The sequence below is a fragment of the Nocardioides daphniae genome, assembly GCF_004777465.1.
Classification (GTDB): domain Bacteria; phylum Actinomycetota; class Actinomycetes; order Propionibacteriales; family Nocardioidaceae; genus Nocardioides; species Nocardioides daphniae.
In genome coordinates this window covers 3100235-3117264 of sequence record NZ_CP038462.1, presented here as the reverse complement: position 1 = coordinate 3117264, position 17030 = coordinate 3100235, and the positions used below count along the sequence as shown (strand labels likewise).

The 17030-nt window shown below is 72.8% G+C and carries 19 protein-coding genes and 1 pseudogene; 15 read left to right on the top strand and 5 right to left on the bottom strand.

Going from position 1 to position 17030, the window contains the following annotated elements; all coding sequences use genetic code 11:
* The first annotated feature begins 71 nt into the window (after positions 1-71).
* From E2C04_RS15355 to E2C04_RS17860, 3 genes are all read left to right on the top strand, one after another.
* Complete coding sequence (locus E2C04_RS15355; protein WP_135833259.1) at positions 72-593, top strand: hypothetical protein; 522 nt, start codon at positions 72-74, stop codon at positions 591-593.
* Between the two features lie 218 nt (positions 594-811).
* Positions 812-1006: a VOC family protein gene (locus tag E2C04_RS20320; protein WP_238694335.1), complete on the top strand. Its 195-nt coding sequence runs from the start codon at positions 812-814 to the stop codon at positions 1004-1006.
* A gap of 478 nt (positions 1007-1484) precedes the next feature.
* The gene (locus E2C04_RS17860; protein WP_158630717.1) at positions 1485-1637 is read left to right on the top strand and encodes a hypothetical protein; all 153 of its coding nucleotides are present in this window, start codon (positions 1485-1487) and stop codon (positions 1635-1637) included.
* Between the two features lie 6 nt (positions 1638-1643).
* Here the strand turns inward: E2C04_RS17860 and lhgO are convergent, their stop codons facing one another.
* On the bottom strand, positions 1644-2858 hold the full coding sequence (gene lhgO, locus E2C04_RS15345; RefSeq protein WP_135833258.1) for an L-2-hydroxyglutarate oxidase: 1215 nt from the start codon (positions 2856-2858) through the stop codon (positions 1644-1646).
* A gap of 60 nt (positions 2859-2918) precedes the next feature.
* On the opposite strand from lhgO, the gene E2C04_RS15340 reads away from it, so the two are divergent.
* From E2C04_RS15340 to E2C04_RS15315, 6 genes are all read left to right on the top strand, one after another.
* Positions 2919-5012: an acyltransferase family protein gene (locus tag E2C04_RS15340; protein ID WP_158630716.1), complete on the top strand. Its 2094-nt coding sequence runs from the start codon at positions 2919-2921 to the stop codon at positions 5010-5012.
* Positions 5013-5040: 28 nt separating this feature from the next.
* Positions 5041-6372, top strand: a complete 1332-nt coding sequence (locus E2C04_RS15335; RefSeq protein ID WP_229721542.1) for an MFS transporter — start codon at positions 5041-5043, stop codon at positions 6370-6372.
* Between the two features lie 89 nt (positions 6373-6461).
* Complete coding sequence (locus E2C04_RS15330; RefSeq protein WP_135833255.1) at positions 6462-7385, top strand: ABC transporter ATP-binding protein; 924 nt, start codon at positions 6462-6464, stop codon at positions 7383-7385.
* Positions 7382-8155 (top strand): ABC transporter permease, encoded by a 774-nt coding sequence (locus E2C04_RS15325; protein WP_135833254.1) that lies wholly within the window; start codon positions 7382-7384, stop codon positions 8153-8155. Before E2C04_RS15330 ends, E2C04_RS15325 begins: the two co-directional genes overlap by 4 nt.
* Positions 8152-9306 (top strand): sensor histidine kinase, encoded by a 1155-nt coding sequence (locus E2C04_RS15320; RefSeq protein WP_135833253.1) that lies wholly within the window; start codon positions 8152-8154, stop codon positions 9304-9306. The genes E2C04_RS15325 and E2C04_RS15320 overlap by 4 nt, the downstream gene beginning before the upstream one ends.
* A complete protein-coding gene (locus E2C04_RS15315) occupies positions 9303-9908 on the top strand; it encodes a response regulator transcription factor (RefSeq protein WP_135833252.1) in 606 nt (201 codons plus the stop codon). Before E2C04_RS15320 ends, E2C04_RS15315 begins: the two co-directional genes overlap by 4 nt.
* A 1-nt stretch (position 9909) precedes the next feature.
* Here the strand turns inward: E2C04_RS15315 and E2C04_RS15310 are convergent, their stop codons facing one another.
* The 4 genes from E2C04_RS15310 to E2C04_RS15300 are packed head-to-tail and all read right to left on the bottom strand — an operon-like array spanning position 9910 to position 11484.
* Complete coding sequence (locus E2C04_RS15310) at positions 9910-10608, bottom strand: histidine phosphatase family protein (RefSeq protein WP_229721543.1); 699 nt, start codon at positions 10606-10608, stop codon at positions 9910-9912.
* Between the two features lie 39 nt (positions 10609-10647).
* A complete protein-coding gene (locus E2C04_RS17855) occupies positions 10648-10797 on the bottom strand; it encodes a hypothetical protein (RefSeq protein ID WP_158630715.1) in 150 nt (49 codons plus the stop codon).
* 13 nt (positions 10798-10810) lie between these two features.
* Positions 10811-11323 (bottom strand): hypothetical protein, encoded by a 513-nt coding sequence (locus E2C04_RS15305; RefSeq protein ID WP_135833251.1) that lies wholly within the window; start codon positions 11321-11323, stop codon positions 10811-10813.
* A complete protein-coding gene (locus E2C04_RS15300) occupies positions 11263-11484 on the bottom strand; it encodes a hypothetical protein (RefSeq protein WP_135833250.1) in 222 nt (73 codons plus the stop codon). The genes E2C04_RS15305 and E2C04_RS15300 overlap by 61 nt, the downstream gene beginning before the upstream one ends.
* Before the next feature lie 68 nt (positions 11485-11552).
* On the opposite strand from E2C04_RS15300, the gene E2C04_RS15295 reads away from it, so the two are divergent.
* The 6 genes and pseudogenes from E2C04_RS15295 to E2C04_RS22170 all read left to right on the top strand — a co-directional run.
* Positions 11553-12833, top strand: coding sequence for a multidrug effflux MFS transporter (locus tag E2C04_RS15295; protein WP_135833249.1), 1281 nt, complete (start codon positions 11553-11555; stop codon positions 12831-12833).
* 251 nt (positions 12834-13084) lie between these two features.
* Positions 13085-15196, top strand: coding sequence for an FdhF/YdeP family oxidoreductase (locus E2C04_RS15290; RefSeq protein ID WP_338088778.1), 2112 nt, complete (start codon positions 13085-13087; stop codon positions 15194-15196).
* On the top strand, positions 15193-15405 hold the full coding sequence (locus E2C04_RS20315) for a hypothetical protein (RefSeq protein ID WP_238694334.1): 213 nt from the start codon (positions 15193-15195) through the stop codon (positions 15403-15405). The genes E2C04_RS15290 and E2C04_RS20315 overlap by 4 nt, the downstream gene beginning before the upstream one ends.
* Positions 15402-16184: a pirin family protein gene (locus tag E2C04_RS15285; RefSeq protein WP_238694333.1), complete on the top strand. Its 783-nt coding sequence runs from the start codon at positions 15402-15404 to the stop codon at positions 16182-16184. The genes E2C04_RS20315 and E2C04_RS15285 overlap by 4 nt, the downstream gene beginning before the upstream one ends.
* 42 nt (positions 16185-16226) lie before the next feature.
* A complete protein-coding gene (locus E2C04_RS15280) occupies positions 16227-16829 on the top strand; it encodes a DNA-3-methyladenine glycosylase I (RefSeq protein WP_135833248.1) in 603 nt (200 codons plus the stop codon).
* Positions 16826-17026: pseudogene (locus E2C04_RS22170) on the top strand (CidA/LrgA family protein); the annotation flags it as partial. The gene E2C04_RS15280 and the pseudogene E2C04_RS22170, both read left to right, overlap by 4 nt.
* Between the last annotated feature and the right edge of the window lie 4 nt (positions 17027-17030).

Below are 17030 nucleotides of genomic sequence, written 5' to 3'. Positions count from 1 at the left end.
CCCAGGAGACCCCTGGTGGGCGTTCCCGCGTGAGTGGCGCCAGCGAGCCTTTGAGCACCAGAGGTGAACGGTTGCTGTTCGCGCGGAAGCGTCCTCGCAACGATGACACGACGTTCAACGTGCTGCAGCGCAGCACAGCCAAGGACCCGGTGTCGATCTTCAAGGAGGTCGTGACCTACGCCCGGGACGTCATGCGTCTGGAGATCGACGCCAGTCTCGGCAATGCGAACCTGCCGAAGGCGCGCGAGCAGGATCGCGAGGGCGCTGCCAAGCCGAGGGTGTCGATCTCACTCACGCGTGCTCGTGCAGTGGCCGCCCACATGCATGTGGTCCACCAGTTCGACAGGTGGATCATGCGAGTCCTTGGCCTACGCATCGGAGAGGCCTTCGGCATCCGTGTCGAGGACGTCACCGACCTAGGAGAGCACGCTCCGGGGCTGGTGTTCATCCACCGGCAGGGCGGTCGGGTCTTTCGCACCGAAGGGCCCGATGGCCAGATTGTGAAGAGTGACGAGCAGGAGTTTGTCGTCAAGGCCCGAGGTAAGCGGCCGTCGCGCCGAGCTCGACCGCGGGCTGAGGCGCGACGGCAGTGAGCATTGAGCGAAAACGAGAGAGGACAGAAACATGACTGACACCGGTTACAACTTCGAAGGGCTGCACCACGTGCAGCTGGCGATTCCGAAGGGAGCGGAGGACAAGTGCCGCTCCTTCTGGGGAGACGTGCTCGGCATGACTGAGCTGGAGAAGCCGCCGGTCTTGGCCGCGCGGCGGTTGCTGGTTCCGTGGGGGCGGGCTCGAGGTGCACCTCGGTGTGGAGGAGGACTTCAGCCCCGCCAAGAAGGCTCACCCCGGCATCCTGGTGAAGCACATCCGTTCCCTCGCACAACGATTGGAGGAAGGCGGGCACGAGGTCACCTGGGACGAGAACTTCCCTGGGCACGAGCGCTTCTACGCCTTTGACAAGCTCGGCAACCGACTCGAGTTCCTCGAGGCCAAGGCCAGCTGAGGTCGATGCTCAGAGGGGGGGGAGAAGACGCGCGGGGGAGAAGTGTCCAGAGCACGCCTGGACATTGTGGACCTGATCGTGGCTGAGGGGCCCGTCGGGAGGGAGAGCATCTTGGTCCCGGGACTCACGCTTGCCGTCGAGGCGGGCGAGGTCCTCGCGGTCCTCGGTGAGCGGCGCCAGGCTGCTGCGCTGATTGAGGTGCTGGATGGGAGTAGGCGAGCGCAGTACGGCGTTGTCAGCGCTGGGCGAGGAGGCGAACCCCTTCAGGAACCGGCGGCCGTCCGGGTGTCGCCCCGCTCGCAGCAGGGGCTGACTGTCGTCCGGGAGCGGCTCGATCACCGACGTGGTCGCCGACAGCTCGGTGGTGCACCTTGGTGCGCCTGGTCGTTGCTTACGCACGTGGTCGGTACCGTGACATCCCGCTCGACGCGTTCCTGCTCGTCGTTGCTGGTTTGATCTACGTCGTCTCGCCGATGACTTGGTTCCCGATGGACTGCCGGGTGGTCTGGTCGACGACGCTGCCGTCATCATCTTCGTGGCGAAGACCGTCCGCGAGGAGCTGAAGAAGTTCCGCGCGTGGGAAGCCACGATTGGTGGCGGTCCCGTCGCAGAAGAACCCGACTTCGACTAACGGGCGTCAAGCCTTCACCCGGTCCACCAGTTCCCGCGCCAGCGCGAACGCCGAGGTCGCCGCGGGGGAGGGGGCGTTGCGTACGTGGGTCACGGCGCCGCTGCGCGACAGCACGAAGTCGTCGACCAGGGTGCCGTCACGGCCTACGGCCTGGGCGCGCACTCCGGCGTGCTGCGTGCCGTCGAGCTCCTCGGCGCGCAGGGACGGGACGTACGCCCTCGCGGCGGCGAGCTGACGCCGCCTGCTCGCCGCGGTGGCGACCTCGTCGACGCCGGTGCGCCAGAAGCGGCGGGCGACCCGCCACGTACCGGGCCAGGCGAGGGTCTCGGCGAGGTCGCGGGGGCGCAGCGTGGAGAGCCGGTAGCCGTCGCGCGAGCCCACCAGCATCGCGGTCGGGCCGATCATCACGTGGCCGTCGATCGTGCGGTGCACGTGCACGCCCAGGAACGGCAGCGCCGGGTCGGGCACCGGGTAGACCATGCCGCGCACCACCGGCGTCGCGGTCGGCTTCAACCGCAGGTACGCCCCGCGGAACGGCACGATGCGCGGGTCCGGGTCGGCCCCCGAGACGCGTGCCATCCGGTCGGCCCACAGGCCGCCGCAGGTGATCACCCGGGCGGCGCGCAGGCGGACCGGACCCGTCGGCCCCACCGCCTCGACCACGCAGGAGGCGTCCTCGCGCAGCCCCGTCACCCGGGTCGACAGCAGCACCTCGGCGCCCGCCGCCTCCAGGTCGCGCGCCACCTGACGCGCCACCGCCGCGTAGTCGATGATCCCGGTGCCGGGCGCGTGCAGCGCCGCGATGCCGGTCGCGTTCGGCTCGACCTCGCGCAGCTCCTCCGCGCCGACCCGGCGCAGCCCCGGCACCCGGTTGGCGTGACCCCGCCGCTCCAGCTCGTCGAGCCGGCCGAGCTCGTCGGGACGCAGCGCGACGACCAGCTTGCCGCAGCGCTCATGGGCGATGCCGTGCTCGGCGGCGTAGGCGTACATCATCGCCGCGCCCTCGACGCAGAGCCGTGCCTTGAGCGACCCGGGCTCGTAGTAGAGGCCACCGTGCACGACGCCGGAGTTGTGGCCGGTCTGGTGGGCCGCCACCTCCGCCTCCGCCTCCACCACGGCGACGCGCGCCCCGGGCCGATGCCGCAGCCACTCGCGCGCGCATGCCAGGCCGACGATGCCGCCGCCGACCACCACCAGGTCGTACGCAGCGCTCGAGGACATGGCGTCCATTGTCGCGGCCGTTCCCGCCGCGGCGCAGCGACCCTGAAAGGATGTGGCGCCATGGCTCCCCCGACCGCGCGCGCCCCGCGCACCGACATCCAGGGCCTGCGCGCCCTCGCGGTCGGCGTGGTCGTCGCCTACCACGTGGCGCCGGAGTCGCTGCGTGGCGGATTCGTCGGGGTCGACGTCTTCTTCGTCATCTCCGGCTTCCTGATCACCTCGCACCTCCTGGCCCGCCCGCCCCGGCGCGCGGCCGACTTCGCCGCCTTCTGGGCGCGCCGGGCCCGACGGCTGCTGCCGGCCTCGCTGCTCGTGCTGGCCGTGACGGTGGTCGCGACCTGGCTGGTCGGGCCGGAGACGCTCTGGGACGCCACCGCCCGGCAGGCCGGCGGCGCCACGCTCTACGTCGTCAACTGGTTGCTGGCCGCCGACGCCGTCGACTACCTGGCGGCCGACGACGCCGCGACCGGCGTCCAGCACTACTGGTCACTCGCGGTGGAGGAGCAGTTCTACCTCTTCTGGCCGCTGCTGGTGGGCGCGCTGGCCTGGCTGGCGCGACGCACCGGCGTACGCCCGCAGCTGGTGTGGGCGGTCGGCCTCGGCGCCGTCGCCGCGGCCTCGCTGGCCTGGTCGGTCCACCTGACCGCGACCGATCCGGGTCGCGCCTACTTCGTGACGCCGACCCGGATCTGGGAGCTGGCAGCCGGTGGCCTGGTGGCCCTGGCCCTGCTCGACCGTGACACGAGCGAGCGCTCCGCCGGGGCACGGATCCTCGTCGGCTGGCTCGGCCTGGTCGCCATCGTCGCGGCTGCGGTGACCTATGACTCCGCCACCCCCTTCCCGGGGTGGACCGCGGCCCTGCCGGTCCTCGGCGCGGCCGCAGTGATCTGGGCGCGAACGCCGCAGCGCTGGTACTCACCCGGAGGCCTCCTCGGGCTGCGCCCAGCCCAGTGGCTCGGCGACGTCTCCTACTCGGTCTACCTGTGGCACTGGCCGCTGGTGGTGCTGGTCGGCGTCCTCTCCGCGCCGCTCGGGCTGCTCGACGCGGCCGGCATCGTGGTGCTCACCCTGCTGCTCGCGGCCGCCACCACGCGCTGGGTCGAGGACCCCTTCCGCACAGCCGCCTGGAACGTCCGCACCGGGCGCACCTACCGCTGGAGCGCGGTCGGGATGGCCGGCGTACTCGTCGTCTGCGGAGCCCTCGTGCTGCACGTCGAGCAGCGCCAGGCGGCGGCGGAGGACCGCGTACGGCAAGCACTCGCCAGCGACGACCCGTGCCTGGGCGCCGGGGCGCTCGACCCGTCGCTCACCTGTGACGAGCCGACCGGTGAGCCGGTCCCGTCGCCGGTGCAGGCGGCCGAGGACAAGTCGGAGGCCTACCCGCAGGTGGGCGGCAGGGACTGCTGGTCGTGGAAGCCGGCCTTCAAGCTGGTCACCTGCGACTTCGGTGAGCCCGGCGCCGCCCACGACGTGGTCCTCTTCGGCAACTCCCACGCCGGGCACTTGCTGCCGACGCTGCAGGAGATCGGCGCCGAGCGGGGCTGGCGCACCTCGACCGTGCTGGTCTCCGAGTGCGCCACCCTCGACGCCGACCTGCGGCTCGAGACCCCCGCCCAGACCCGAGCCTGCCGGGCGTGGACCGACCGCGCCGTGACCGAGGTGGTCGAGCGGGCGCCCGACCTGGTGGTCATGTCCAACCGCACCGGCCAGCCGCTCGTCGGCGACCCGCACCGCGCGGCGAGCATCGACGGCTTCGTCGAGGGCTACGAGCGGGTGCTGCGCCGCTTCGCCGACGCCGGCATCCGGGTCGTCGTCGTGCACGACACCCCGGCGCCGGGCGACGGCGGCATCGACTCCGTCCCCGACTGCCTGGCCGCCTCGCTGCCGGAGACCGACCCGTGCGCGGGCGAGCGCTCCGCCTGGGTGGCGCTCGACCCCGACCCGGCGGTGACGGCCGTCCAGCGGATCGACGCCCCGGGCGTGGTCTCCGTCGACGTCAACGACCGGATCTGCGGCCCCGAGCGCTGCGAGCCCGTGGTGGGCGGCGTGACGGTCTACTTCGACAACTCCCACCTCACCGCCACCTTCGCGCGGACCCTCGCACCGGCGCTGGACGAGGCGATCGCCCGGACCGGCCTGATGCCCGGCGCCTGAGCCGATGCCGCTGGGGCAGACTGGACCGGTGCAGGGCGAACAGATCCACGACATCGGCAGGTCCCGCGCGTGGATGGTGTGGACCGTCGCCGTCTCGGTCTACGTGCTGGCGGTCTTCCACCGCAGCTCGCTCGGCGTCGCCGGCCTGCTCGCCGCTGACCGCTTCGGGATCGCGGCGACCCAGCTCGCCTTCTTCACCGTGCTCCAGCTGGTCGTCTACGCCGCCATGCAGGTGCCGGTGGGGGTGATGCTCGACCGGTTCGGCGCCCGGGCCCTGCTCTGCAGCGGCCTGGTGGTGATGACGAGCGCCCAGTTCGCCTTCGCGTTCGCCGACTCCTTCGTCGTCGCCACCGTCGCCCGCGGCTTCGTGGGCGCGGGCGACGCCATGGTCTTCGTGACCGTCGTACGCCTGGTCGCGGTCTGGTTCCGCCCCACGCAGGTGCCGATGACCACCCAGCTCACCGGGTGGGCCGGCCAGCTGGGCGCGGTCGTGGCCGCCGCCCCGCTCACCCTGCTGCTCGACCAGCTGGGCTGGACCCGCGCCTTCGCCGTCACCTCCAGCATCGGCGTCGTGCTGCTGGTCGCGGTCGTCCTCGTCGTCAAGGACTCCCCGTACGCCGTCGTGCGCGAGTCGGCGGAGACCTTGCGGGAGGTCGTCGCCTCGGTGGGGCGCGTGTGGCGCAACCCCGGCGTACGCCTTGGCTTCTGGGTGCACTTCACCACCCAGTTCCCGTTCAACGTCTTCGTGCTGCTGTGGGGCTTCCCGTTCCTGGTCCGCGGCCAGGGCTGGAGCGAGGTCGCCGCCGGCACGCTGCTGATGGCGATGACCGGGTGGGTGATCCTCAGCGGTGCCGTGATCGGCCAGCTCACCGCTCGGCTGCCGCTGCACCGGGCACGGATGGCGATCGTGGTCGTGGTGGCGATCGTCGTCGTGTGGAGCGTGGTGCTGCTCCTCGACGGGCCGGCCCCGGTCGGGCTGGTCCTGGTGATGGCGGCCTGCGTCGCCACCGGCGGCCCGAGCTCGGTGATCGGCTTCGACATCATCCGGACCTTCACGCCGGTGCGGGCGGTCGGGCGCGCGACCGCGCTGGTCAACGTCGGCGGGTTCGTCGCCTCCCTGGTCACCATCGCCCTGATCGGCCTGCTGCTCGACGCGGTCGAGCCGGGCGGGGCCGGCGCCTACGACCTGGCCGACTTCCGGCTGGCCTTCGCCGCGCAGTACCTCTGCTGGGCGATCGGCCTGGTGCAGCTGGTGAGGCTGCGCCGCCTCGCGCGCGCCCACCTCGACCGCACCCACCCGGGCGCGATCGAGGTGCTGCGCTCCGGTCAGGCGTGGCTGCCCGACGACCACCGCCCCTGACATCCGTCATGCCCGAGCCGTGGGAGAAACGTCTGAGGTCATGACACCTGACACTGTCCGAGCCCCGGGAGCCGGGAGAGGCTTGAGCCATGACTGAACGCAACCCCCACGCCGTCGAGGTGGCCGGCCTGCGCCGCACCTACGGCAGCGGCGACGACGCCTTCGAGGCCGTACGCGGCGTCGACCTCACCGTGCGCCCCGGCACCGTCCATGCCCTCCTCGGCGTCAACGGCGCCGGCAAGACCTCCACCCTCGAGGTCATCGAGGGCCTGGCCGCCGCCTCGGCCGGCCAGGTGCGGGTGCTGGGCCTCGACCCCGTCGCCGACCGGCGCGAGGTGCGCCGGCGTACGGGCGTGCTGCTGCAGCGCAGCGGCTTCGTCGCCGACCTCACGGTGCGCGAGACGCTGCAGATGTGGGCCGCCACCGTCACCGACGCCCGCCCGGTGGAGGAGTCGCTGCGGATGCTCGACCTCGAGCGGGTCGCCGACACCCGGATGCGTGGCCTGTCGGGCGGCGAGCACCGTCGCGTCGACCTGGCCTGCGCGCTGACCGGCCACCCCGAGCTGGTGGTGCTCGACGAGCCGACCACCGGTCTCGACCCGGAGAGCCGCCGCGCGGTGTGGCGCCTGGTCCGCGAGCTGCGCGACGGCGGCGCGACCGTGCTGCTCACCACCCACTACCTGGAGGAGGCCGAGCAGCTGGCCGACCAGGTCTCGATCATGCGGGCGGGCGAGATCGTCCGCGAGGGCACCGTCGCCGAGATCATCGCCGGACACCCCTCGGAGATCTCCTTCCGCGGCCACCTCGAGCTGCCCTGGCCCACCGGCGCCGAGGTCAGCCACGACGGCGAGACCACCGTGCTGCGGGTCGCCGACCTCCAGCCCGCCCTCACCGACCTGCTCGTCTCGGCCCGTGCGGCAGGCGTGAGCCTGCCGATGCTGGACGCCCGCAGCGCCACCCTCGAGTCCGTCTTCCTGGCCCTGGCCGCCGACCGTGAAGGAGTAAGGGCATGAGCACCCCCGCTGCCCTGTCCCGTACGACGGGCCTGGCCCGCTTCAACCTGTTGCTGATGGTGCGCAACCGCACGACCATGCTCTACGGGTTCGTGATCCCGCTCGTCCCGCTGGCCCTGCTCTTCGCGGCGCCCGAGCCCACGCCGTTGGCGGGAGTCGCCGGCCTCGGCATCACCTTGGTCATGGCGCTGCTCTTCCCCGGCTACTACAACCTGCTGTCGATGTTCGTCACGCGTCGCGACGAGCTGGTCCTCAAGCGCCTGCGGACCGGAGAGGTCCGCGACGCCGAGATCGTCACCTCGATGGCGCTCCCGGGAGTTGCCATCATCCTGGCCGTGACCCTGCTCAGCATCCCGATCGCTGCGGCCGCGGGCTTCGACCTGCCGCTCAACCCGCTGCTCCTGCTCCTCGGTGTGCTGGTGGCCAGTGGCACCTTCGCGGCTCTGGCCGTGTGGACGGCGTCGTGGACCCGCACCGCCGAGGCAGCACAGCTGACGAGCGGTCCGGTGATGATCGTCGCCCTGGCCGGGATGATGGCGCCGGCCGTGCCCGACTCGGTGGCCCAGTGGCTGGACTACCTGCCGGGCGCGGCGATCAACGACCTGGTGCGGGTGGCCTGGTTCGGGGTGGAGCCGGGTGCTGACGAGGCAACCCTTGGGTTTCTGGCGACCTGGGGTGAGGCGCTGCCGGCGCTCGGGCTCCTGCTGGCTTGGGCAGTCGTGGCGCTGCTTGTCGCGCGGCGCTCGCTGCGCTGGGAGCCGCGCGCGTGAGCCTCAGCGCCAAGTCGCTGCTCGGCTGGTCCGGGCGCACCAACGTGCAGCGGATCGACCTCTACACCCGGTGGTCGCTGCGCGGGCTGGTCCTGCTGCTGATCGTGCTGGGCGCGCTCTCCGCGCTCAGCACGGTCACGACCCCGGTGGCCTTCGCCGTCGTGGTGCTGTACGTCGTCGCACTCGCCCTGGTCGTCGACCGGTGCGTCGTCGCCTTCATGACGCTGTGGTTCGAGCCCGGTCCGCTGCCCTGGCGGTGGCTGGGGGCGCTGGCCGCCCTGCTCGTGCCGGGCATCGCCTGGATCTGGTGGGGCGTCGAGCCCGACGAGCGGTTCGCCACCAGCTACCTGCTGAGCGCGGCCGTGTCGTGGGCGCTCGGTGGGTCCCGGGTGAGGTGGGTGCCGTGGACCGCGATCGCGCTCGCCGCCGCGATCTGCGGCATCTCCGGTTCGTGGATGTGGATCTACGGCGCGGCGGTCTCCGCCTTCTTCGTCTTCTCGGTGCAGAGCTCCCTGTGGGTGCTCGGCGTGGTGCACGAGCTCGACCGGGCCCGTGCCGCGCAGGCCGACCTGGCCGTGGCGGAGGAGCGGCTGCGCTTCTCCCGCGACGTGCACGACGTGATGGGGCGTCACCTCTCCACCATCGCCGTCCAGGCGGAGCTGGCCGCGACGCTGGCCGAGCGCGGCGACGGCCGCGCCGCCGACCGGATCCGGGAGGTGCGCAGCACCGCGCACGAGGCGCTGCGAGAGGCGCGCGCCCTGGCCCGCGGCTACCGTCCCGTCGACCTCGACCAGGAGCTGGAGGGTGCGCGGGCGTTGCTCGCCTCCGCCGGGATCGTGGCCGAGACCGACGTCGCCGACCTTCCCGCCGGGTGGGCCGAGCCGATCGCCCGCGTGGTCCGCGAGGGCGTCACCAACGTCCTGCGCCACTCCCGCGCCTCCCGCGTCTCGATCAGCCACGACGACGGCGTGGTCACGCTGGTCAACGACGGCGTGACCGCGCGGGCGACCACAGGAGAGGACCCTGACGGGAGCGGGCTGCGTACGCTGGCCGCCGACGCCGCGGCCTGCGGCGGGCGCCTCACGTGGGGCGTCGAGGACGCCGACTTCGTGGTGCGGCTGCACCTGGTCGACCCGGAGGAGGCTCGATGATCCGCATCCTGCTCGCCGACGACGAGCACCTGATCCGTGGTGCCCTGGCCCAGATCCTCGACCTCGACGACGACTTCGAGGTGGTCGCCCAGGCCGCCACCGGCCCCGAGGCGGTCGCGGTGGCGCAGCGGCTGCGCCCCGACGTGGCCGTGCTCGACCTGCAGATGCCCGGCCTCGACGGCATCGAGACCGCCACCGCGATCCTGGCCGAGCTGCCCGGCTGCGGCTGCGTGATCGTGACCAGCCACGGGCGGCCGGGCTACCTCAAGCGGGCGTTGGCCAGCGGCGTACGCGGCTTCCTGCCGAAGACCACCTCGGCCACGACGCTCGCCGCGGTCGTGCGCACGGTCCACGCCGGTGGGCGCCACGTCGACCCCGAGCTCGCCGCCGAGGCGATCGCCGCCGGTGACTCACCGCTGACCCCGCGGGAGGCCGACGTGCTCGAGGCGGCCGCCGACGCAGCGCCGGTCGAGGAGATCGCCCGGCGCGTGCACCTCTCCGCGGGCACGGTGCGCAACCACTTGTCGGCCGCCGTCAGCAAGCTCGGCGCGACCAACCGTCACGAGGCTGTCGCCACCGCGCGCCGGATGGGCTGGATCTGACTCAGCTGAGGCTGGGGTCGGAGGTCGGCTCGCCCGTCGGGTCGGGCGCGCTCTCGTCCTCCAGGAAGGCGCCGCCGACCGGATCGGCGTGCCAGTCGAGCAGCCGCCAGCCGGTGCGCGGGTGGCCCTCGACGGTGATCAGGCTGGTGTTGTGCAGCGGCTGCACCGCCTCCGGCCGGCCCATCGCGTCGGCGACCCGGGAGGCGACCCAGGTGCGGATCGCGGCGCCGTGGCTGACCAGCAGCACCGTGTCGTGGCCGCCGCTGGTGGCCACCTCGACGTCGGCGTCGTAGCGCTCGAGGAACTCGTGGCCGGTCTCGCCGCCAGGCATCCGCAGGTCGAGCTCACCGGTGACCCAGCTGCGTACGGTGCGCAGGTAGCCCCTCACCGACTCCTCGTCGGTCGCCATCTCGAAGTCGCCCGCGCTGATCTCGTGGATGCCGGGCAGCTCCACCGGCGCCAGCGCCTGGCTGTCGGCCGTCGGCGCGGCGGTCTGGTGCGTGCGTACGCGGGTGGAGACCACGACGTGCTGCACGCCGCGGTCGGCCAGGGCGCGCGCGGCGGCCCGCGCCTGCGCCTGCCCGAGGTCGGTGAGCTCGAGGCCGGGCTGGGCCGTGTCGAGCGCGCCCGCGACGTTGCCGTACGTCTGACCGTGGCGCATCAGCAGCAGGCGGATCGGGCGCGGGGTCGAGAGGCTCACCCCGTGAGCGTAGCGGGGTCGGCGTGGGGAGGGCCGGGCTCAGCCGGGGTCGGTCAACCCTGTCGCCCGCAGGTCGGCGATGACGCCGGCCGGGTCGCTCGTGACCACCGACGTCAGCCAGCGTCGCGCCCCGGGCAGGTACTCCTCGGCGCGGGCCTGGTCCACGACCCCGCTGCCGTCAGCGAGCACCGCGGCGACCGCCTCACGCGGCTCCCCGTCGAAGGCCCGCCGCGTGGCGAGCAGCAGGTTGACCGCGCCGATCGCCCCGCCCGCTCACCGCCGCAGCGACGGAGACGGAGTACGGCGTCTCCCGGTCGAGGGCCGCGTCGAGCCACCCCGCGACCTCCTCAGGCCGTACGTCCACGCCCCCCGCCGCCCGGAAGTGCAGCGCCAGCTCTGCTGCGGCGACCTCGTCGGCCGCGCGCGCCCAGCTGCCGGCGATCCCGCCGGGCAGGTCGGTCGGCACCTCGACGTGGACCGCGACCTCGTCGCCCAGGACTCCCTCGCCGCGGGCGGCGTCGACCGCCGCCACGACGCGGCGGGCGTTGCCGGCCAGGTCGTCGACGTCACGCAGCGCCACCTGCACCGCGCGGACGTCCAGCCCGAGCCGCGCGGCCAGCCCGAGCGGGCCGGCCACGGCCCCGGCGCCGGTGGTCAGCACCACCCGCAGCGGGTGGGTGACGCCGCGCAGCAGCGGCAGGTCGGTGTCGCGCACGGCGAGCGCGCCGGCGCTGCCGTCGCGCAGCGCGGCGTGGGCCGCGGTCGCCTCGGGGTCGGGGCGGCGTCGGGGGTCAGGAGGGTGGCGTCGTCGACGAAGGCCGACCAGGCGGGCGGGACGGGCGGTGTCGGCACGGCGGGGGAGGGCGCGTCACTCATGTGGCGAGCCTAACGAGCCGTGACCCCCGCCCAGCCGGGCCGGGCGGGCGCCTGCGCATACTCGTCGGATGACTTCTCGGGCCCTCGACCCCACCAGCCGACGCGCGCTCGTCGTCGTCCCGGTCATCCTGGCGCTGCTGTCGATGATCGGCCCGTTCAGCATCGACACGCCCTTCCCGGCCTTCTCCGCGATGGGGCGCGAGCTCGACGCCAGCACGACCCAGCTGCAGCTCGTCGTGACCTGCTACATGGCGGCCTTCGCGGTGATGAGCATCTTCCACGGACCGCTCTCCGACGCCGTGGGTCGACGCCCGGTGCTGATCGGCGGGCTGGCCGTCTACGTGGTCGGGTCGATCGGCGCCGCCTTCTCGCCCGACCTCACGACGCTGCTCGCCTTCCGCGTGCTCCAGGGCCTCTCGGCGGGGGCGGCGACGATCGTGAGCCGCACCGTCATCCGGGACGTCTTCTCCGGCGCGCAGGCCCAGCTCCTGATGAGCCGGGTGGCGATGATCTTCGGCCTCGCCCCCGCCATCGCCCCGGTCGTCGGCGGCGCGGTGCTCCAGCTCGGGTCGTGGGAGTGGGTCTTCGGCTTCATGGCCGTGCTCGGCCTCTTCCTGATCGCTGCCGCGGTGCTGGTGCTGCCCGAGACGCACCCGCCGTCGCGGCGCACGCCGCTGCGCCCGGTGGAGATCGTGCGGGGCCTGGCGATGGTCTTCCGGATCCCTGCCTTCCACCGCGTCGCGTGGTCGGGGACCCTGCTCTTCGGCGCCCAGTTCCTCTACATCGGCGGCGCCGCCATCTTTGTCGGCGAGCTGCTCGGCCTGGGCGAACTCGACTTCTGGGTGCTCTTCGAGCCGATGATCGTGGCGATGACGTCGGGCTCGTGGATCTCCGGCCGGGCGGCCGGCCGGATCAGCGGACGGCGCCTGGTGAGCGGCGGCTTCACGGTCGCGCTGGCCGGCGGCGCGCTCGGCGTCGCCCTGACCGCGAGCCCGTGGGGCGACCGCGCCCCGTGGGCGGTGCTGGGATGCGCGGTGGTCGCGCTGGGCTCCGCGATGGCCTACCCGACGCTGCAGCTGATGGCGCTCGACCTGTTGCCCGAGCGCCGGGGCGCGGTGATGTCGGGCTCGACCTTCGTCACGTTGCTCTTCAACGCCACGGTGGCGGCCCTGCTGGCCCCGCTGCTGGTGACCTCCACGCTCGCCTTCGCGATCGCCTCGCTCGTCTTCGTGGTGCTCGGGCAGCTCTGCTGGTCGTGGCACCTGGCCGTCGAGGACCGGTTGGTCGAGGCCCGCGTCGACCCGGACCACGAGGCGCCGGAGGAGCTGGAGCCGACCGACTCGATGTGAGTCGGCCTCGCTCCTAGACCCGGAGGGCCTTGGATTTCCTGCGACACGGGGCAGGATGGGGCCATGGTGAAGCCCCCGCCGACCGACGACGTCGACGAGTCCGCCCTGCGCGTCGGTCCGCCAGCCGAGGCAGCGGCCGGGGTGACGGGCGTACGCGTGGCGCTGGAGCACGCGACCGGGCAGATGGGGGTGCCCCGCGCGGCGGTGGCGCTGACCAAGCTCAACCAGGTCGACGGCTTCGACTGCCAGGGGTGCGCGTGGCCCGACCCGGCGCCCGGCGAGCGGCACCACGCCGAGTTCTGCGAGAACGGCGCCAAGGCCGTCGCCGAGGAGGCCACCCAGGCCCACGTCGGCGCCGACTTCTTCGCGGCGCACTCGGTCGAGGAGCTGCGCGGGCGCAGCGAGTACTGGCTGGGCAAACAGGGTCGCATCGTGGAGCCCGTCGTGCTGCGCCCCGGCGCCAGCCACTACGAGCCGATCGAGTGGGGCGAGGCGTTCGCGCTCGTCGCCGAGCACCTCAACGCCCTCGACGACCCGACCGCGCGTCGTTCTACACCTCCGGCAAGGCCTCGAACGAGACCGCGTTCGTCTACCAGCTCTTCGCCCGCTCCTTCGGCACCAACAACCTGCCCGACTGCTCCAACATGTGCCACGAGTCGAGCGGCGACGCGCTGCACGAGACCATCGGCGTCGGCAAGGGGTCGGTGACCCTCGACGACGTCCACGAGGCCGAGCTGATCGTGGTGATGGGGCAGAACCCGGGCACCAACCACCCGCGCATGCTCAGCGCCCTCGAGGTGGCCAAGCGCAACGGCGCCCGGATCGTCTCCATCAACCCGCTGCGCGAGCCGAGCACGATGCGCTTCAAGAACCCGCAGAAGCCGCGCGGCGTGATCGGCAAGGGCACCGAGCTGGCCGACCTGCACGTGCCGGTGCGGATCAACGGCGACCTGGCGCTCTTCCAGGCGATCGGCAAGGCGCTCGTCGAGGCCCACGACCGCGGCGAGGAGGTGCTCGACGACGACTTCATCGCGGGCCACACCGTCGGCTTCGAGCGGTGGGCCGACCACGTCCGCAGCCTCGACCCCGACGTCGTACGCCGCGCCACCGGCCTCGACGAGGCGACGGTTGGCGCGGTGGTCGAGGAGTTCAAGCGGTCGCGGCGCACGGTGATCTGCTGGGCGATGGGCATCACCCAGCACAAGAACGCGGTGGCGACGATCAAGGAGATCGTCAACGTCGCGCTGGCGCAGGGCAACATCGGCGAGCGCGGCGCCGGGCTCTGCCCGGTGCGCGGCCACTCCAACGTGCAGGGCGACCGCACGATGGGCATCTGGGAGCGCTCGCCCGACTGGTTCCTCGACCGGGTGGACGCGGAGTTCTCGATCACCTCGCCGCGCGAGCACGGCCTCGACACGATCGCCACCATAGAGGCGCTGCGCGACGGCCACCTCGACGTCTTCTTCGCGATGGGCGGCAACTTCGTCTCCGCGGCCCCCGACACGGCGGTCGTCGAGGAGGCGATGGGCAACGCCGCGCTCACGGTGCACGTCGCCACCAAGCTCAACCGCTCGCACCTCGCGCACGGGCGGACCGCCCTGATCCTGCCGCCGCTCGGGCGCAGCGAGAAGGACATGACCGGCGGCCAGCTCCAGAGGATCACCGTCGAGGACTCGATGTCGGCGGTGCACGCCTCCCGCGGCCCGCTCGAGCCCGCGTCCGAGATGCTGCGCAGCGAGGTCGACATCGTCTGCTCGTTGGCACTCGCGACGCTGGGGGAGGACCACGTCGTGCCGTGGGACGCGATGCGGCGCGACTACACCGAGATTCGAAAGCGCATCGGCCGGGTCGTGCCCGGCTGCGACGGCTACGAGGAGCTGGTCGACCGGCCCGGCGGCTTCACCCTGCCGCACCCGCCGCGCGACTCGCGGACCTTCCCCACGCCGCAGGGCAAGGCGGTCTTCTCGCCGTCGCCGCTGGAGGTGCTGGAGGTGCCTGAGGGTCACCTGCTGCTGCAGACGCTGCGCTCCCACGACCAGTTCAACACCACCATCTACGGCCTCGACGACCGCTACCGCGGCGTGACCGGTGGGAGGCGCGTGGTCTTCGTGCACCCCACCGACCTGCGCGAGGCGGGGCTGGCCGACGGTGACCACGTCGACCTGGTCTCGGTGTGGGGCGGCGTCGAGCGTCGCGTGCACGACTTCCGGGTGGTGCCCTACGACCAGCCGCGCGGGTGCGCCGCGGCCTACTACCCCGAGACCAACCCGCTGGTGCCGCTCGACCACATGGCCGACGGCTCTCGCCAACCGGCGTCGAAGTCGGTCGTCATCCGCCTGGTGCCACGAGGAGGGCAGTCGTGACCAACCCCGAGCGTGACCCCGGCGAGCAGGTGCTGACCTGCGGCGAGGACGTGACCGTGGAGGTGCTCACGCCGCGCGAGGTGCCGCTGGGTGGGCCACGGGCGATGACCGTGCGGCGTACGCTGCCCGCCCGCGACCGCTCGCTGATCGTGCCTGGTGCTTCGTCGACCACTACGGTCCCGACCCGGTCACCGAGACCGGCGGGATGAACGTGCCGCCGCACCCGCACATCGGGCTGCAGACCGTGAGCTGGCTCTTCACCGGCGAGGTCGAGCACCGCGACTCCACCGGCGTGCACGCGATGGTGCGGCCGGGCGAGTTCAACCTGATGACGGCCGGGCGCGGGATCAGCCACTCCGAGGTCTCCACCCCCGAGACGGAGATCCTCCACGGCGTGCAGATGTGGGTGGCGCTGCCGGCCGACTCCAAGGACGTCGAGCCGGGCTTCGAGCACTACGTCCCCGAGCCGGTCCGCGGTGAGGGCTGGGAGGCCCGGGTCTTCGTCGGCTCGCTGCTGGGGGAGAGTTCCCCGGTGCGTACGTTCACCCCGCTGCTCGGCGCCGAGCTGCTGCTCGACGCGGAGAGCGCGCTGGTGCTCGACCTGGACCCGACGTACGAGCACGGGTTGCTGCTGGACGCCGGCACGCTGACCGTGGGCGACGAGGACGTCGAGCCCGGCGAGATGCTCTACCTCGGCACCGGCCACCACCGGATCACCCTCTCCGCGGGGCAGGCCGTGCGGCTGGTGCTGATCGGTGGGCCGCCCTTCGGCGAGCAGATCTTGATGTGGTGGAACTTCGTCGGCCGCACCCAGGAGGAGGTCGTCGCTGCACGCGAGGAGTGGCAGCAGGCCCTCTACCGCGACGGCCAGCTGGTCGACGACAGCACCCGGGTGGTGCCGGGTCGCTTCGGCGTCGTGCCCGACCAGCACCTACCTCCCATTCCGGCTCCGGTGATGCCGGGCGTACGGTTGCGACCGCGGAGCTGATCCGCGCCTCGACCCTGCCGTCCGACCTGACCCGGAGCCCGCATGACCCACCCCACCAGCGTGGTCGGTGACGACGGCCTCGCGCGCTGCCCGTGGGCGGTGGGTGACGCGCTGATGCGCGACTACCACGACGCGGAGTGGGGCGTACGTGTGCACGGCGAGGCGAGGTGGTTCGAGCGACTGACGCTCGAGGCCTTCCAGTCGGGGCTGTCGTGGCGCACGATCCTGGCGAAGCGACCGGCCTTCCGGGAGGTGTTCGCCGACTTCGACGCCGACACGGTCGCGGCCCTCGACGACGCCGACTTCGAGCGCTTGATGGCCGATGCCCGGATCGTGCGCAACCGCAGCAAGATCACCGCGACCCTGGTCAACGCCCGAGCCGTCGTCGCGCTGCGGGCCGACGGGGGGTTGGAGGAGCTGATCCTCGCCCACGCCCCCACCCGCGAGGTGGTGCCGCAGGCGGAGACCACCTCGGCGGAGTCGGTTGCCTTGTCGAAGGCGCTCAAGAAGCGCGGGTTCACGTTCGTCGGACCGACCACCATGTATGCCTTGATGGAGGCCTGCGGCCTGTTCGACCCGCACCTGCCCGACTGTCACCGTCGTGGGGCTGCCGTGGGTGGTGCCGGCGCTGGTGCGGCGCGGTGATCCGCGGACTGACCGTCCTGCTGCTGTGCCAGGTGGTGGGGGAGCTGCTGGTCGAGCTGGCGCACCTGCCGGTGCCCGGGCCGGTGGTGGGCATGGTGCTGCTCTTCGGCTGGCTGCAGTGGCGTCGACCGGCGGCCGACTCCGGCACGATGCGCGCGGCGGACGGGCTGCTCAAGCACCTGCAGCTGCTCTTCGTGCCGG

What these genes read in the sequence shown, in the direction of transcription:
- lhgO (WP_135833258.1), bottom strand. Translation starts at nt 2,858, where the DNA reads ATGTCCTCGAGCGCTGCGTACGACCTGGTGGTGGTCGGCGGCGGCATC.
- E2C04_RS15295 (WP_135833249.1), top strand. Translation starts at nt 11,553, where the DNA reads ATGACTTCTCGGGCCCTCGACCCCACCAGCCGACGCGCGCTCGTCGTC.
- E2C04_RS15340 (WP_158630716.1), top strand. Translation starts at nt 2,919, where the DNA reads ATGGCTCCCCCGACCGCGCGCGCCCCGCGCACCGACATCCAGGGCCTG.
- E2C04_RS15315 (WP_135833252.1), top strand. Translation starts at nt 9,303, where the DNA reads ATGATCCGCATCCTGCTCGCCGACGACGAGCACCTGATCCGTGGTGCC.
- E2C04_RS15325 (WP_135833254.1), top strand. Translation starts at nt 7,382, where the DNA reads ATGAGCACCCCCGCTGCCCTGTCCCGTACGACGGGCCTGGCCCGCTTC.
- E2C04_RS15300 (WP_135833250.1), bottom strand. Translation starts at nt 11,484, where the DNA reads ATGAGTGACGCGCCCTCCCCCGCCGTGCCGACACCGCCCGTCCCGCCC.
- E2C04_RS15330 (WP_135833255.1), top strand. Translation starts at nt 6,462, where the DNA reads ATGACTGAACGCAACCCCCACGCCGTCGAGGTGGCCGGCCTGCGCCGC.
- E2C04_RS15280 (WP_135833248.1), top strand. Translation starts at nt 16,227, where the DNA reads ATGACCCACCCCACCAGCGTGGTCGGTGACGACGGCCTCGCGCGCTGC.
- E2C04_RS15285 (WP_238694333.1), top strand. Translation starts at nt 15,402, where the DNA reads ATGAACGTGCCGCCGCACCCGCACATCGGGCTGCAGACCGTGAGCTGG.